The 15165-nt window shown below is 73.2% G+C and carries 20 protein-coding genes; 8 read left to right on the top strand and 12 right to left on the bottom strand.

What is annotated here, in order from left to right:
* The first annotated feature begins 3 nt into the window (after positions 1-3).
* Genes JOD46_RS10125 through JOD46_RS10135 form a run of 3 tightly spaced genes read left to right on the top strand, consistent with a single transcriptional unit; the run spans position 4 to position 3329 of the window.
* Entirely contained in the window at positions 4-1041 is a 1038-nt protein-coding gene (locus tag JOD46_RS10125) for a DMT family transporter (RefSeq protein WP_204393901.1), read from the top strand.
* Positions 1001-2212 carry an AI-2E family transporter gene (locus tag JOD46_RS10130; RefSeq protein WP_204393903.1) on the top strand — a complete coding sequence of 404 codons (1212 nt, stop codon included), beginning with the start codon at positions 1001-1003 and terminating at the stop codon, positions 2210-2212. Before JOD46_RS10125 ends, JOD46_RS10130 begins: the two co-directional genes overlap by 41 nt.
* 52 nt (positions 2213-2264) lie before the next feature.
* Positions 2265-3329 (top strand): YihY/virulence factor BrkB family protein, encoded by a 1065-nt coding sequence (locus JOD46_RS10135; RefSeq protein ID WP_204393905.1) that lies wholly within the window; start codon positions 2265-2267, stop codon positions 3327-3329.
* Positions 3330-3353: 24 nt separating this feature from the next.
* Here the strand turns inward: JOD46_RS10135 and JOD46_RS10140 are convergent, their stop codons facing one another.
* A complete protein-coding gene (locus tag JOD46_RS10140) occupies positions 3354-3548 on the bottom strand; it encodes a hypothetical protein (RefSeq protein WP_204393907.1) in 195 nt (64 codons plus the stop codon).
* Between the two features lie 221 nt (positions 3549-3769).
* On the opposite strand from JOD46_RS10140, the gene JOD46_RS10145 reads away from it, so the two are divergent.
* Positions 3770-4048 (top strand): DUF2277 domain-containing protein, encoded by a 279-nt coding sequence (locus JOD46_RS10145; protein WP_204393909.1) that lies wholly within the window; start codon positions 3770-3772, stop codon positions 4046-4048.
* A gap of 35 nt (positions 4049-4083) precedes the next feature.
* Positions 4084-5112: a non-homologous end-joining DNA ligase gene (gene ligD / locus JOD46_RS10150; protein WP_204393911.1), complete on the top strand. Its 1029-nt coding sequence runs from the start codon at positions 4084-4086 to the stop codon at positions 5110-5112.
* A 40-nt stretch (positions 5113-5152) separates the two neighbouring features.
* On the opposite strand, the gene JOD46_RS10155 is transcribed toward ligD, so the two are convergent.
* Both JOD46_RS10155 and JOD46_RS10160 read right to left on the bottom strand, forming a co-directional pair.
* Positions 5153-5851 (bottom strand): GTP pyrophosphokinase, encoded by a 699-nt coding sequence (locus JOD46_RS10155; protein WP_204396499.1) that lies wholly within the window; start codon positions 5849-5851, stop codon positions 5153-5155.
* A gap of 146 nt (positions 5852-5997) precedes the next feature.
* Positions 5998-6411 carry a YchJ family protein gene (locus JOD46_RS10160; protein WP_204393913.1) on the bottom strand — a complete coding sequence of 138 codons (414 nt, stop codon included), beginning with the start codon at positions 6409-6411 and terminating at the stop codon, positions 5998-6000.
* A gap of 182 nt (positions 6412-6593) precedes the next feature.
* On the opposite strand from JOD46_RS10160, the gene JOD46_RS10165 reads away from it, so the two are divergent.
* Positions 6594-7442, top strand: coding sequence for an aggregation-promoting factor C-terminal-like domain-containing protein (locus JOD46_RS10165; protein WP_239562684.1), 849 nt, complete (start codon positions 6594-6596; stop codon positions 7440-7442).
* An 18-nt stretch (positions 7443-7460) separates the two neighbouring features.
* Here the strand turns inward: JOD46_RS10165 and JOD46_RS10170 are convergent, their stop codons facing one another.
* From JOD46_RS10170 to idi, 9 genes are read right to left on the bottom strand one after another with little or no spacing between them, the layout of a single operon-like run.
* Positions 7461-7754 (bottom strand): GNAT family N-acetyltransferase, encoded by a 294-nt coding sequence (locus JOD46_RS10170; RefSeq protein WP_204393915.1) that lies wholly within the window; start codon positions 7752-7754, stop codon positions 7461-7463.
* A 24-nt stretch (positions 7755-7778) separates the two neighbouring features.
* Entirely contained in the window at positions 7779-8150 is a 372-nt protein-coding gene (locus tag JOD46_RS10175) for an RNA-binding S4 domain-containing protein (RefSeq protein ID WP_204393917.1), read from the bottom strand.
* A 32-nt stretch (positions 8151-8182) separates the two neighbouring features.
* Complete coding sequence (locus JOD46_RS10180; protein ID WP_204393919.1) at positions 8183-9088, bottom strand: prenyltransferase; 906 nt, start codon at positions 9086-9088, stop codon at positions 8183-8185.
* Positions 9085-9432 (bottom strand): lycopene cyclase domain-containing protein, encoded by a 348-nt coding sequence (locus JOD46_RS10185; protein WP_204393921.1) that lies wholly within the window; start codon positions 9430-9432, stop codon positions 9085-9087. Before JOD46_RS10185 ends, JOD46_RS10180 begins: the two co-directional genes overlap by 4 nt.
* On the bottom strand, positions 9429-9815 hold the full coding sequence (locus tag JOD46_RS10190; RefSeq protein ID WP_204393923.1) for a lycopene cyclase domain-containing protein: 387 nt from the start codon (positions 9813-9815) through the stop codon (positions 9429-9431). The genes JOD46_RS10185 and JOD46_RS10190 overlap by 4 nt, the downstream gene beginning before the upstream one ends.
* Positions 9812-11437 carry a phytoene desaturase family protein gene (crtI, locus tag JOD46_RS10195; RefSeq protein ID WP_204393925.1) on the bottom strand — a complete coding sequence of 542 codons (1626 nt, stop codon included), beginning with the start codon at positions 11435-11437 and terminating at the stop codon, positions 9812-9814. Before crtI ends, JOD46_RS10190 begins: the two co-directional genes overlap by 4 nt.
* Positions 11434-12327 (bottom strand): phytoene/squalene synthase family protein, encoded by an 894-nt coding sequence (locus JOD46_RS10200; RefSeq protein ID WP_204393927.1) that lies wholly within the window; start codon positions 12325-12327, stop codon positions 11434-11436. The genes crtI and JOD46_RS10200 overlap by 4 nt, the downstream gene beginning before the upstream one ends.
* On the bottom strand, positions 12324-13370 hold the full coding sequence (locus JOD46_RS10205; protein ID WP_204393929.1) for a polyprenyl synthetase family protein: 1047 nt from the start codon (positions 13368-13370) through the stop codon (positions 12324-12326). The genes JOD46_RS10200 and JOD46_RS10205 overlap by 4 nt, the downstream gene beginning before the upstream one ends.
* Positions 13363-13905, bottom strand: coding sequence for an isopentenyl-diphosphate Delta-isomerase (idi, locus tag JOD46_RS10210; RefSeq protein ID WP_204393931.1), 543 nt, complete (start codon positions 13903-13905; stop codon positions 13363-13365). Before idi ends, JOD46_RS10205 begins: the two co-directional genes overlap by 8 nt.
* A gap of 161 nt (positions 13906-14066) precedes the next feature.
* Between idi and JOD46_RS10215 the strand changes: the two genes are divergently transcribed.
* Both JOD46_RS10215 and JOD46_RS10220 read left to right on the top strand, forming a co-directional pair.
* Positions 14067-14534 (top strand): NUDIX hydrolase, encoded by a 468-nt coding sequence (locus tag JOD46_RS10215; RefSeq protein WP_204393933.1) that lies wholly within the window; start codon positions 14067-14069, stop codon positions 14532-14534.
* A gap of 9 nt (positions 14535-14543) precedes the next feature.
* Entirely contained in the window at positions 14544-15164 is a 621-nt protein-coding gene (locus JOD46_RS10220) for a CDP-alcohol phosphatidyltransferase family protein (RefSeq protein ID WP_204393934.1), read from the top strand.
* The last annotated feature ends 1 nt before the right edge of the window (position 15165 follow it).

Below are 15165 nucleotides of genomic sequence, written 5' to 3' on the forward strand. Positions count from 1 at the left end.
TCCATGGAAACTAATTGGCGGTGGGTGCTCGTCACGGCGATCGCGCCGATCGCCTGGGGGAGCACCTACTACGTGACCCGCGAGTTCCTGCCCGCGGACGCCCCGCTGTGGGGCGCCGTGCTGCGCGCGCTGCCCGCGGGCCTGCTGCTGTTCGCCGTGCGGCCCCGCCGTCCCCGCGGTGCGTGGTGGTGGCGCGCACCCATCCTCGGGGCGCTCACCGTCGGCGTCTTCTTCGCCCTCGTCTACGTGGTGGCGCAGCTGCTGCCGACGAGCATCGCCTCGACCGTCATGGCCACCTCGCCGGTCGCGATGATGCTGCTGGCCCGGCTGCTCGCCGGTGAACGGCTGCGGGCCGTGCCCCTCGTCGGCGCCGCGGTCGGCCTCGTCGGCGTGGTGCTGCTCCTCGCCACCGACGCGGGCGCCGTCGACCCGCTCGGGATCGTGGCCTCCGTCGCCGCGATGCTGCTCTCGTCCCTCGGCTACGTGCTCGCCAAGCGCTGGAAGGACGACACCGAGGTGCTCGCCGTCACCTCCTGGCAGCTGATCGCCGGCGGCCTCATGCTCGTCCCCGCCGCCCTGCTCGTCGAGGGGGCACCGCCGGAGCTGGGCACGACCGAGCTGGCCGCGTTCGCCTACGTCGGCGTCGTGGCGACCGCCGTCGCGTTCGTCGCCTGGTTCGCCGGCCTCGCCCACCTGCCCGCCGGCACGGTCGGCCTCGTCGGGCTGCTCAACCCGGTCGCGGGCGTGCTGCTCGGCACGCTGCTCGCGGGCGAGGTGCTCGGCGCGTGGCAGATGGGCGGCCTCGTCCTCGTCTTCGGCGGGATCCTGCTCGGCCAGCCCGTCGTGGATCGCGCGATCGCACGCGTCCGCGCGACGGCCGCCCTGCCCCGCGGCGCGCGTGCGCCGGGGACCGAAGTCCCGACGCGAGCGTCCTCGGGGCTGCTAGCGTCCGCGACAGGAGCCGCCGTCGCTGCTCCACGGTCCGACGATCGGGGGACGCATGGCACGACACTGGTGGCACCGAGGGAAGTCCGCGCCTGAGGCGCGCCGCGGCGAGTCGGCCGCTCCGTCGGCGGCGATCGCGACGCCGCACGAATGGGCGCTGCCGCGTGCGACCGTCGTGCTGCTCGGGATCGCCGCCGCGGTCGTCGTGACCTTCGGCCTGTGGGCGGCGCGCGGCGTGGTCGCTCCCGTCTTCTTCGCGGTCGTCCTCACGATCTGCGTGCATCCGGCCCGGCGCTGGCTCGAGGGTCGCGGCGTGCCACGCGGCCTCGCCACGGCGAGCGCCATCCTCGCAGTGTTCGCGCTGCTGGCGGGGTTCTTCGCGATCCTGCTGATCGGCCTCGCCCAGTTCACGTCCCTGTTGCCGCAGTACGCGCCCCAGATCCAGACCGCCGCGCAGAACCTCGCGAACGCGCTCGCCTCGATCGGATTCGGCCAGGAGCAGGTCGACACCATCCTCAGCGGACTCGAGCCGTCACGAGCCGTGGACGTCGTCACGGCCATCCTCGGCGGCATCTCAGGGATCGTGTTCGGCCTCGTCGTGGTCATCACCCTCGTCATCCTCATGGCGATGGATGCCACGTACGTGCCCGCCATCCTCCGCGGGATGCAGCCGCGGCGACCGGCGCTCGTCGTCGCCCTCGCCGCATACGGCAGGAACGTGCGACGCTACATGGTCGTGACGACCGCGCTCGGACTCGCGCAGGGCGTCCTCAACTGGCTGGCGCTGCTGATCCTCCAGGTGCCCGGAGCGATGCTCTGGGGCCTGCTCTCCTTCATCTGCAGCTTCATCCCGAACATCGGCTACTTCATCGCGATCATCCCGCCCCTCGTGTTCGGCTTCCTGTCGGGCGGCTGGCCGACCGTGATCGGCGTCATCGTCGTGTACGGCATCGTCAACGCGGTCGTGCAGTCGATCATCCAGCCGAAGGTGGTCGGCAAGGCCGTGCAGCTGAGCGAGAGCATCACGTTCGCGTCGGTGCTGTTCTGGGCCCTCGTGATCGGCCCGATCGGCGCGATCCTGGCCGTGCCGCTCACGCTGCTCGGGCGCACGATCCTCATCGACGCCGATCCGTCGATCCACTGGTGGCGCCCCGCGACGGGAGACGTCGCCGAGGCGAAGCTGGTGGCCGCCGAGCTCGTCGCCGAGAATCGGGCGCAATCCAAGGCGCAGCGCGCGGAGAAGGGCGAGCGACGCCGCGGGCGCTGAGGCGGCATGTCAAGGCGCTGCTCGGTGCCGCGCCCGTCGGTAGCCTGACGGCATGAGCGAGCACACCGAGGGCGCCGCGCCCGCACCGGGCGGTCTGCGGGCACGCGTGAAGCGCCTGACCGAATGGGCCCTCAGCACGAAGCCGGTGCGGGCCTTCCTGCTCTACCAGGAGCAGCACGGCGCGATGCTCGCCGACAGCGTCACCTACCGGACGCTGTTCTCGGTCTTCGCGGGCACGTTCCTGGGGTTCGCCATCGCGGGGATCTGGCTCGCGGGCAACCCGGAGGCGATCGACGCGATCGTCGCGACCGTGAGCGCCGTCATCCCGGGCCTGGTCGGCGATGGCGCAGTGATCGATCCCGCCGACCTGGTGCAGCCGATCACGCTGAGCATCGCCGGCGCGATCGCCCTCGTCGGCACCGTGGGCGCCGCGATCGGCGCGATCGGATCGCTGCGCACCGCCCTCCGGAGCCTCGCCGGCGTGCCCGACGACACCACGTTCTTCATCTGGCAGCTGCTGCGCGATCTCGCGATCGCGATCGCGTTCGGCGTGCTGCTCGTCGCCGGCGCGGCCATCACGGTGATCGGCACCGGAGCGCTCGGGATCGCGCTCGGCTGGATCGGCCTGTCGTCGGCGGGCGCGTTCGTCGAGGGCGGCTCCGAGACGCTGTCGATCGTCGTCGCCTTCGTGATCGACACGGTCGTGATCGCGGGGCTCTTCCGCTTGCTGTCCGGGCTGCGGCCCAGTGCGCGTGCGTTGTGGTCGGGCGCGGTGCTCGGCGGCCTCGGGCTGACCGTGCTGCAGGTGCTGTCCGGCCTGTTCGTCGGCGGCGCGACGAGCAATCCGCTGCTCGCCTCGTTCGGGTCGCTCGTGGCGCTGCTCATCTGGCTCAACCTCTCGAGCCAGGTCGTGCTCATCGCGAGCGCGTACGTCATCACGGGCGTCGAGGAGGAGCGCGACCGGGTCGCCGCGCGCTACGGCGCGACCTCGATGGCGGCGCGTCGGCTCAAGCGCGCCGAGCGGCGGGCTGCGGATGCCGCGGCCGAGGTGGCCGCGGCCCGCGACGCGCTGCCCGGGGCGGGCGATCCGGCGGCCCGCCGGCGCGACGCGTCCTGAACGCGCCGCGCCGGCCGGCGCGCGTCAGCGCAGGGGCCGGTCGTCGCCGGAGTCCGCGTCGGTGAACTCGATCACCTCGACTTCCTCCACGACGACCTCGTCGTCGCCCCAGTCGCCGTCGTCGACCTCGTCGGCTCGCGCGTCCTTGGGCACCTCGGCGTCGACCGGGAGTTCGGAATCGGTGTACTCGCCCTCGATCGGGTCGTGCGGCTGCATCATGCTCACTCTCCGTCCGTCGGACCGTCATCCGCGCGGTGCGGCGGCCGATGCCCACGGTAGGTGCGGCGGAGAGGGGGCGTCAGGGGATTGACGGTCGCGCGCCCCGCGGGTAGGCACCCGATGCCCCGTTCCGCGAGCAGGCCGCCCGTGGCGCCCCGCCGACGGTGCGCTCGTGCTCGGCAGCCCTCGACGTGGCCGGAGCGCGGGGTTAGGCTCCCCGCATGTGCCGGAACATCCACCAGCTCCACAACTTCGAACCCGCCGCCACGAGCGACGAGGTGCGCGCGGCCGCGGTGCAGTACGTGCGCAAGGTGAGCGGATCGACGCACCCGTCGAAGGCCAACCAGCCCGCCTTCGACGAGGCGGTCGAGGCGATCGCGCACGCCACGCAGCACCTGCTCGACCACCTCGTGACCTCCGCGCCGCCCAAGGACCGCGAGGTCGAGGCCGCCAAGGCGCGTGCACGGGCGGCGAAGCGCTACGCCACGGCCGGCGCCTGACGGCCGGCGTCGGCGGCCGGGGGTAGCGTCGAGCCATGGCGCGTGACGCGGTGACCCTGCAGGTTCCCTGGTCCGGCGGCGAGCGCGCCGTCCGGATCTCCAGCCCGACCCGGGTGATCTGGCCCGAGGCCGGCATCACCAAGCTCGAGCTCGCGGAGTACCTCGTCGCGGTCGGGCCGGCCTTCGTCGAGGCCAACGGCGGTCGTCCCGTCTCGCTCGAGCGCTTCCCCGAGGGCGTCGACGGCGAGCGGTTCTTCTCGAAGAACCCGCCGCGGGGCGCGCCCGAATGGATGCGCGACGTCACGGTCGCCTACCCGAGCGGCCGGCGGCATCCGCAACTGGTCATCGACGAGCCTGCCGGCGCCGTCTGGGCCGCCCAGATGAACACCGTCGTGTTCCACCCGTGGGCCTCGCGCGCCGACGCCACCGACCTGCCCGACCAGCTGCGCATCGACCTCGACCCGCAGCCCGGCACCGGATTCGCCGAGGCCGTGCCCGCCGCGCTCGCGCTGCGAGAGCTGCTCGCCGAGGTCGGCCTCACGGGCTACGTGAAGACCTCGGGCAGCCGCGGCATCCACGTGTTCGCGCCCATCCGTCCCGAGCACGAGTTCCTCGACGTGCGGCACGCGGTGATCGCGCTGGCACGCGAGCTCGAGCGGCGCATGCCCGACCGGGTCACGACCGCCTGGTGGAAGGAGGAGCGCGGCGAGCGCATCTTCCTCGACTTCAACCAGGCCAACCGCGACCGCACCATGGCCGGTGCCTACAGCCCGCGCGCACTGCCGAACGCCGCGGTGTCGTGCCCGCTCGAATGGGATGAGCTCGAGCAGGCCGACCCGGCCGCGCACACCGTGCGCACGGTGCCGGCACGGCTCGCCGAGCTCGGCGACCCGTGGGCGGGCATGCACGACGCACCGGGCCGCATCGACGTGCTGCTCGAGTGGTGGCAGCGCGACCTCGACGACGGACTCACCGAGCTGCCGTTCCCGCCCGATTTCCCGAAGATGCCGGGCGAGCCCACGCGCGTGCAGCCCAGCCGTGCGAAGAAGCCCGAGGCCGACTGAGGGCGGCGCGTCGCAGTGCCGCCACCCGGCGCCTCGGCGCTCAGACCGGGTTCGGCGCGCTGCGCGCGTGGGGCGTGCCGTGGACCGTCCGGTGCAGGCCTTCCATGCGCGCGTCGAGCTCCGACGCGGTGCGCGCCGCGTCGGTGAGCTGCGCGAGCAGCTCGCCGGGCACCTGGCGGTCGTACTTGTAGTAGATCTTGTGCTCCAGGCTCGCCCAGAAGTCCATCGCGATCGTGCGGATCTGCACCTCGACGCACACGGGGTGGGCGCCCGTCGAGAGGAACACGGGGACCTCGACGATCAGGTGCAGGCTCTGGTAGCCGTTGGCCTTCGGCTCGGCGATGTAGTCCTTGACCCGGATGACGCGGACGTCCTCCTGCGCGGTGAGGAGCTCGGCGATCCGGTACGCGTCGGAGACGAAGCTGCAGGTGACCCGCACCCCCGCGATGTCGGTGATGGTCTCGCGGATCGCGTCGAACGTCGGTTCGACGCCCTTGCGGCGCATCTTGTCGACCACGCTGTCCAGGCTCTTCACGCGGCTGGAGATGTGCTCGATCGGGTTGTAGGAGTGCGCCTGGCTGAACTCGTCGCGGAGGATGGAGAGCTTCGTGATCACCTCGTCCATGCCGAACCGGTAGCGCTGCAGGAAGCGCTCGGTCTCGTCGCGGAGCGCGCGCATCTCCTCGAGGGTGCGTCCGTCGATGGTGTCGAGTGTCCGCTGCGCCCGGTCGGTGAGCATCGAGGGGGAGCGGTGGAAGGCGGGCGGGGTTCCGTCGAGCGGCGTCACGTGGGCGACGCTATACGATCGACCTCTGGGTCGCCTCTGCGTCCGCGATGCGCTCGCTGTGAGCGTCGGTCCAGGCCTCGCCCGTCGGGCCGGGTGCCTCAGCCGATCGCGTCGACGTACCGCCACCGGTCCTCGCGCACGAACCGGCTCGTCTCGTGAAGCACGCCGCGATCGTCGCCGTCGACGTAGCGTGCGGCGAACTCGACGACGCCCTCGCGGTCGAGCGGTCCGCCGCGCTCGGTGCGGACGATCTGGAGCGAGCGCCACACGAGGCGGGGGTCGAGATCGAGCGCGGTCGGCCGGGTCGACGGATGCCACGTGGCGAGCAGGTACGCCGCGTCGCCGACGACGAACGCCGTGTAGCGCGAGCGCATGAGCTGCACCGCGGTGGGAGCCGCGGTCGTGCCAGCCAGGAACGGCCCGCAGCACTCCGCGAACGGGGAGCCCGAACGGCATGGGCAGCGATCGTCGGCGGCGAGGATCGGGAACCCGGCGGAGTGGGGGAGCACCATCGTCCCATCCTCGCGCACGGCGTCCGGCCGGGCCGCCCATCACCGTCTGCCCAGCAGAAGTCGAGGTTCCTTCCAGAATCGGGAGGCAGAGTAGGGGGCTTGTGCGCCCGGACGCCCCCGCGTCCGGGCCGAGTCACGCCCCAGCTCGGAGGGCGCCCCCGACCGTTCCGAGTCCCTCACGCATGCAGATCAGCCCTGACGCTCCCCAGACCACCCCTGCCCGCTCGACCGGCTCCGTGCCGTTCCAGACCCCCGCTGCGACCCGCCGTGCGATGCGCCGGCGGCGGCTCGGGCGTCGGCGCCTCGTGCTCGGCGCCGTGCTCGCGACCGGCCTCGTGGCCGGCACGGGCCTGACCGTGCAGTCGGCGATCGCCGCGCAGCAGCGCGTCGCCGAGACCGCCGCCCTCGGGCAGTCCACCGGCCTCTCCGCCGACCAGCTCGGCGCGTACGCCGGCATCGCGGCGGCGAAGACCCACGCCGAGGCCGAGGACACCCTCACGACCGCGCAGGACACGCTCGCCGCGGCCGACGGCAAGGTCGACGCCGGCGACCTCGCCTCCTCCGTCGCCTCGCTCGGTGAGTACGAGGCGCTGCCGCTCGACGAGGTCCGGACGCTCACGGCCGAGACCCGGGCGGCCATCCGCGAGGCCGAGGCGGCGGTCGCCGCGCACGACAAGGCGGTCGCCGAGCGCGCTGCCGCCGATGCGCTGGCCCGCGCCAACACCCCCGAGGGTGCGAAGCAGACGGCCCGGGAGATGGCCACCTCGAAGTACGGCTGGGGCGAGGACCAGTTCCAGTGCCTCGTGCAGCTGTGGACGAAGGAATCCGGCTGGAACTACCAGGCCGTCAACGCCTCGAGCGGCGCGTTCGGGATCGTCCAGGCGCTCCCGGCCGAGAAGCTCGCGACCGCGGGCGCCGACTGGCGTACGAACGCCGCGACCCAGATCTCGTGGGGTCTCGACTACATCGCGCGCGGGTACGGCACTCCGTGCGGCGCGTGGGGCCACTCGCAGGCCGTCAACTGGTACTGACGCACCGGTCGGCGGGCGTCAGGCCGTGCGCGCGTCGAGCAGGTGGCGTCGATCGGGATGCCGGTCGAACCACTGCTCGACGTACCAGCAGCTCGGCACGATCCGCTGCTGCGTGCGCGCCTCGACGTCGTCGACCGCGAAGCGGACGAGCTCGGACGCCAGCCCGGCTCCGCGATAGGGCGGATTGGTGAACGTGCGCACGAATGCGACGGTGTCGCCGAGCTCGCGGTAGTCGAGCACGCACGCGACGCGTCCGTCGAGGCGCAGCACGTATCGTCGCTGGTCGGGTTCGTGCTCGAGTCGCTTCGTCACGCCTTCAGGCTACGCCCGACGATCTCATCGGCCGCGCAGGCGATCCAGGTCGCGCCGCTCGCGCTTCGTCGGGCGTCCGGCGCCGCGATCGCGCACCGCGACGACCGCCACGGCCTCGCGAGGCGGCGGAGGCGGCGTCCGGTCCTCGGCGGCGGCCGCGGCGAGCTCGGCGGACACCCGCTTGACGATCGGGCGTCGCACGATCAGGATCCGGTCGAACCCGTGCAGCCGGACGCGCACCTCGTCGCCGAGTCGTACGGGCTGGGCGGCCTTGGCGCGCTCGCCGTTCACCCGCACGTGACCCGCCCGGCACGCGGCGGTCGCCGCCGAGCGCGTCTTGCACACGCGCACGGCCCACAGCCACGCATCCACGCGCGCCGACTCGAGCTCCGCCATGGTCCCAGCCTAGGCCGACCGACCGCCGCGGCTCAGCGGATCAGCGCCCACCAGATCATCAGCATGGTCACCGCGAACCCGACCACGTAGTTGATGAGGATGAAGTGCCGCCAGCCGCGGTTCGACTCGCCCGACGCGGCATCCGTCACCGAGCGGTACGGCCACGCCGCCCACAGGTACGGCAGCACGAGCAGCGCCGCGAGCGGTCCGGGCCACTCCGTCGCGAGCATGAGCAGCCCGGCCGCCGCCCAGAGCCCGAGCGCGAGCCGCACCGTCGCCGCGGCACCGAACGCCGTGGCCACCGACGCGATCCCGGCCTCGCGGTCGGGCACGACATCCTGCACCGCCCCGAACGCATGGCTGGCCATGCCCCAGCAGAAGAACGCCGCGACGAGCGCGACGAGCGGCCAGGTCCAGTCGGCCCCGGCCACCGCCAGGCCGTACAAGGCCGGACTCACGAAGTGCGTGCTCGAGGTGATCGAGTCCAGGAGCGGCCGCTCCTTGAAGCGCAGGCCCGGCACCGAGTACGCGACCACCGCGAACAGGCTCACCGCGAGGACCGCCCACGACCAGGGCTCGCCCGTGCCGCCGAGCCAGAGCATCGCCACGAGCAGCGGCGTCGCCGTCGCCACGCCGGCCCAGACGACCGCGCGGTGCAGGCTCGGGTCGAGCAGGGCGCCCTCCGCGCCGCCCTTGCGCGGGTTGCGCAGGTCGGACTCGTAGTCGAACACGTCGTTGATGCCGTACATGAGCAGGTTGTACGGGATGAGGAAGAACAGCGTGCCCACGACGAGCAGGGCGTCGACGCGCCCGGTGGTCAGCACGTAGGCGGCCGCGAAGGGGAACGCCGTGTTGATCCAGCTGATCGGACGCGAGGAGAGCAGCACCTGCCCGGCCAGGTGGCCGAGCCCGCGCGCCGGGGTCGGGGCGGCGCTCATCGGGCGGCCTCCGTTCCGGCTCCGGCCGCGTGTCGCGGTGGCCAGCGCCGCGCGGCGATGCTCCACACCGCGGGCAGCAGCAGCACGCCCGCGAGCGGGTAGAGGAAGTCCTCCACCGGCGCGAGCCCGATCGTCCAGCCGAGCCGATGCGCGTCGTCGTACGCCACGATGCCCGTGCCGATGATCACCGAGTCGAACACCGCGGTGAGCAGCACGAGCACCCCGGCGGCGACCGCGACCGCGACCCACCGTCGCCGGGCGGCCGCCCGCTCGCGGGGCCGCGTCAGCCAGGCCGCCACGACCGCCGCCGTGAGGAAGGGCAGGCTCATGAGCAGGTAGGTCACGCGCGCTCCTCGCGGTCGGGGTGCGGTCGGGCGGTCGAACCGGGCACGAGTTCGGCACGACGCGCCTCGCGCGCACGCAGCATCCGCTCGACCCCGAGGACCAGCACGAGCGTCAGGTAGCAGAGGAACAGCAGGAACACGGGCTCCTCGAGCGGCAGCTCGGGCGCGAGCTCGATGCCCGTCACGATGCTCGAGTCGCCGCGGAAGAACACGCCCAGCAGGATGCCCGCGGCATCCCACAGCAGGAAGAACGCCACGCCGACGGCGACCGTCACCGCCGCCGCCACGGGCGCCCGCCAGAACACCAGTCGCCACCGCGCGTCGATGAGCGCCATGCACCCGATCACGACGAGGAGCCCGGCCAGGTACGCGAACGCCGTCATGCGTGCGCCGCGTCGGCCACCGCGCCGGATCCGGCCGCACCGACGGCGTCGGATGCCTCCGGCTCGGCGATCGGCCCCGCCGACCGGTCGCCGCGCACGCGCTTGAGCACGTTCTCGGCGCTGATCAGGCACATGGGCAGGCCGATGCCCGGAACGGACGAGCCGCCGGCGTAGTAGAGCCCCTCGATCTTCCGCGAGCGGTTGGTGCCGCGCAGGAACGCGCTCTGGCGAAGCGTGTGCGCGGGGCCGAGGGCGCCGCCCTGCCACGAGTTGAGGTCCTCCGCGAAGTCGGCCGGCCCGACCGTGCGGCGCACGACGATGCGCGCGGCCAGGTCGTCGACCCCGGTCGCCTCGGCGATGCGCGCGATCGCGCGATCGGCGGTCTCCTCGACGAGGCGGTCGCCCGCGCCGTCGAGCCCGCCGCGGCCGATCGCCGGGTCGGCGGGCACCGGCACCAGGATGAACAGGTTCGTGTCGCCGGCCGGCGCGACCGTCGGATCGGTCGCGCTCGGCATGCAGACGTAGAACGACGCGGGGTCGGGCACGTGCGGATCCGAGCCGAAGATCGCGCCGAAGTTGCGGCCCCAGTCCTCGGTGAAGAACAGCGTGTGGTGCTCGAGGCCGGGCACCTCACCGCGGACGCCCAGCATCGCGAGCACCGCTCCGGGGCCCGACGTGCGCCGGCGCCACCACTCCTCGGGGTACGTCTGCACCGCGCGCGGCAGCAGCTGCGTCTCGGTGTGGTGCAGGTCGGCCGCCGACACCACGCGATGCGCGGGCGCCACCACGCTGCGCCCGGTCGCATCGAGGAAACGCGCCCCCGCGACCGCCGGGCGGGCGTCGCCCGACAGCTCGATCGCCTCGACGCGCGCGCCGGTGACGATGTCGACCCCGGCGCCCTCCGCGATCGCCGTGATGCGGTCGATGAGGGCCGAGAAGCCGCCCTGCGGGTAGAACACCCCCTGCTCGAGGTCCATGTGGCTCATCAGGTGGTACATCGCAGGCGTCGCGTCGGGCGAGGAGCCGAGGAACACCGCCGGGTACCCGAGCACCTGGCGGAGGCGGCGGTCCCGCACGGCGTGCGCCGCGAAGCGGTCGAGCGGCGTGGCCAGCAGCTTCGCCAGGCGCCCGGCCTGCCGCAGCACCTCGCCGGCCAGCAGGTTCCGCGGGTCGTCGAAGTTCGTGTAGAGGAACCGGCGCCGGGCGATGTCGTAGGCCGATTCCGCGGAATCGAGGTAGCGCTCGAGCGCGGCGCCGGCGCCCGGCTCGATCGACTCGAACAGCGCCACGTTCTCGGCCCGGGTCGGGCGGAGGTCGACCGGGTCGGCGTAGCCGTCGGCGTAGACCCGGTAGCCCGGGTCGAGGCGCACGAGGTCGAGCTGCTCGGCCGCGCTCGTGCCGAACAGCCGGAAGAAATGATCGAACACCTCGGGCATGAGGTACCAGGACGGCCCGGTGTCGAACCGGAACCCGTGCCGCTCCCAGCGGCCCGCGCGGCCGCCGAGCTCGTCGCGCGCCTCGAGCAGCGTCACCCGGTGTCCGTCGCGTGCGAGCAGCGCCGAGGTCGCGAGCCCCGCGATGCCCCCGCCGATCACCACGATCCGCTCGGATTCGCCGATCATCGCCTGTTCCCTCCAGTGCCGAGTGCGGAGCGCACCGCGATGGCGAGCTTCTCGCCGTCGGGCACGCGGATGCGGGTCGCGATGATCTCCGAGGCCGGCGTGCTGCGGCACCGCGCGGTCAGGCTCGCGAACAGCCCGTGCGCGGCCGAGACCGCCGCGCGCGCCCGCCGCGGCAGCTCGGGGAGCGTCCGGCGGGCGATCTCGAGATCGCGGTCGATGTCGTCGAGGATCGCGGTCTTGTCGGCCTCGGTGAAGGCGTCGGGATCGACCCCGGGGAAGTAGTTGCGGCCCAGCGTGCGCCAGTCCTCCGCGAGGTCGCGGAGGAAGTTGATCTTCTGGAACGCCGCGCCGAGGTGGATGGCGCCGCGCTCGAGACGCGCGCGGCGCGCATCGTCGGCCGGCTCCGCCTCGCCCGCGAGGAACACGGCGAGGCACATCAGCCCCACGACCTCGGCCGACCCATGGATGTACGGGCCGATCTCCTCGGGCGCGAACGGCGCCGCATCGAGGTCGCGGCGCATCGACGCGAAGAAGGGGCGCGTGAGCTCCGTGCCGAAGCGCGCCTCGCGCGCCACCCGCGCGAACGCGTGCACCACGAGGTTCGCCGAGTAGCCCGACGCCATCGCGCGCTCGGTGTCGGCCTCGAGGCCGTCGAGCACCTCGTGCAGCTGCGCCGGTGAGAGCCCGGCCTCCGCGGCGGCGCCGTCGACGATCTCGTCGGCGACCCGTACGAGCGCGTAGATCGAGCGGATGCGGCGGCGGGCCTCGGCGTCGAGCAGCTTCGCTGCGGCGCCGAAGGAGGTCGAGTAGTGCGCGATCACCGTCGCCGAGCTCGCCTCCGCGGCATCCGAGTACCGGGAGAGCAGCGTCTCCGAGCGACGGCGGCTCATCGCACGCGCTCCGTCGCGCGCTGCGCGAACTCGCCGAGCTCGGCGCGCAGGGGCGCGGGCAGGTCGGCCGCGTCGAGTTCGTAGCGGGCGAGCGTCACGTGCTCGCTCGCGAGCGCCAGCGCCGCGTCGAGCGCGCCGCAGCGGCGCAGCTCCTCGCGCAGCCGGTCGGCCTCGTCCTCGTCGAGGGAGGGATCGCCGAGGCGCGCCGCGATCGCGGGCCACGACGGCGTGGTGGCCGCGTGCGCGATCAGCGCGGTCCGCTTGCCCTCGCGCAGGTCGGCGCTCGCGGACTTGCCCGTCACGGCGGGATCGCCGAACACGCCCAGCACGTCGTCGGTGATCTGGAAGGCCACCCCGACCAGTCGCCCGAACCGGCACAGCGCCGCGACCGCCTCGTCGCCGGCGCCCGCGAGCACCGCTCCGGCGGCCAGGGGGGCCTCGAAGGAGTACACGGCGGTCTTCTGCTCGAGGGTCGCCAGGACCGACTCGAGCGCCGGCGTCGTGCCGCGCAGCGACGAGACCACGTCGGAGAGCTCACCCGCCGCCGAGATGAACACCGCGCGGTCGAGGATGTCGAGCAACGACTCGCGGCATTCGCGTGCGACGGGCAGCATCGCGAGCTCGCGATGCGCCCGGCTCAACGCGAGGTCGCCCGCGAGCACCGCGGCCGTCTCGCCCCAGACGGTGCTGGCGCGCTCGTCGGCGCCGTGCGCGATGGCGCGCGCGGCGAAGCGGCCCGCCACGTTGGGTTCGCCCCGACGCACGAGGTCGCGGTCGATCAGGTCGTCGTGGATCAGGAACGCCGTGTGCAGCAGCTCGAACGCGAGCGCCACGCGTGTGGCCATCGCCCGATCGGCGCCGCCGAACCCGCGGTACGCGGACCAGACCAGGCGCGGACGCACCCGCTTGCCGCCGGTGCTCTGCTGCTCGATCGACTCCCACAGAGCCGCGTAGTGCGCGCCGTACGCGCCCGCGCGCACCCTCGCCTCGGCGAAGAAGGCCCTCAGTTCGTCGTCGATCGCCGCATCGAGCAGCTCAGGCACGGAACAGCTCCAGTTCCCGCGCCTGCAGGACCAGCCACGGACTGAACGCCCACGGCGCCGCGTCGACGGCCGTCGCGAGCGCCTTCGGCTCGACCCAGCGGTACTCGGCCACTTCGCGCGGGTTCGGGTCGGGCTCGCCCGACGCGACCGCGAGGTAGACCGGGCAGACCTCGTTCTCGACGATGCCGTTGGCGTCGGTCGCGCGGTAGCGGAACAGCGGCAGGGCGAGCTCGACCGAGTCGAGGTCGAGCCCGAGCTCGAAGTCGGCGCGCCGGCGCACGGCGTGCAGCAGGGGCTCGGCCGGCTTGGGGTGCCCGCAGAACGAGTTCGTCCAGACGCCGGGCCAGGTCTGCTTGGTGACGGCGCGGCGGGTGACGAGCACCTCGCCGATGGGGTTCACGACGTGGCACGAGAACGCGAGGTGGAGCGCGGTGTCGGGTCCGTGCGCGGCGCTCTTCGGCGCGCGGCCGATGGGCGTGCCCGACTCGTCGAGCAGCACCACCTCGTCCTCGAGGGTCTCGGTCGTCTGCGGCATGGTGCCTCCTGATTGCGGCGATGGTGCCGGACCCGCGGTCCGTAGTCCGAAGCTAGCAGCGGGGTCGTCGGCCGGGAACAACCGAAAGTTGGACCGGGTTCCGCCGCGTCCGAGTCGGTCGCACGGGCCCGGGAACGGGTCGCGTGCGGCATGCTGGAGGGATGACGGGCGAGAGCGGCGACGGCTGGGTGAACGGGCCTGACGGCGCGCGCTACTGGGGCCGGTACGGCGCCGCCGGCCTGCTCGTGGTCGACCCGCTCGGGGCGATCCTGCTGCAGCACCGCGCCGCCTGGAGCCACTTCGGCGGCACCTGGGGCATCCCGGGCGGTGCGCGGCACCGCGGCGAGTCGGCCCTCGAGGCCGCCCTGCGCGAGGCCACGGAGGAGGCGGGCCTGCCGGCCGGGCTCGTCGTGGCGCGCTTCGAGAGCATCCTCGACCTCGGCTACTGGTCGTACACCACGGTGGTGGCGGATGTCGCGGAGCGCTTCGAGCCGAGGATGGCCGACCCGGAGAGCATCGCGCTGCGGTGGACGCCCGCCGACGCGGTCGAGGAGCTGCCGCTGCATCCGCGATTCGCCGAGGCATGGCCGGCGTTGCGCGCCCGGCTGCAGGAGCCGCTCGGTCGATAGGATCGAGCCGTGGCTGGGGAGAACACGGGGGTGTCGACACGGATCTGGACCGTGCCGAACGTGCTCAGCATGCTGCGCCTGCTGCTCGTCCCCGTCTTCCTGATCCTCGTCATCGCCGGCGCCTACGTGCCCGCGCTCATCGTGCTCGTCACGGCGAGCCTGACCGACCTGCTCGACGGCTACCTCGCGCGGCGCTTCGACCAGGTCACCCGACTCGGCCAGCTGCTCGATCCGGCCGCCGACCGCCTCTACATCTTCGCCGCCCTCATCGGGCTCGCGGCCAACCAGCTCGTGCCGTGGTGGATCGTCATCGTCATCGTCGCGCGCGACGCGCTGATCGTCGTCCTCGGGGTCGTGCTCGCCAACCACGGCTACGGCCCGCTGCCCGTGCACCACCTCGGCAAGGCGGCGACCTTCGCGCTGTTCACCGGCCTGCCCGTGATCATGCTCGGTCTCGCGTTCCCCGTGATGCAGCCCTTCAGCGAGCCCTTCGGCTGGGCGGTCACCCTGTGGGGCGCATTCCTCTACTGGTGGGCCGGCATCATCTACGCGATCGAGACGGCGCGCGTGGTGCGTGTCTCGCGGGTATCGCCCCCACCCGCATCGGATACGCTGGAGCAAGGAGGTTAGC

It is taken from the genome of Agromyces aurantiacus, assembly GCF_016907355.1.
GTDB classification, from domain to species: Bacteria; Actinomycetota; Actinomycetes; order Actinomycetales; family Microbacteriaceae; genus Agromyces; species Agromyces aurantiacus.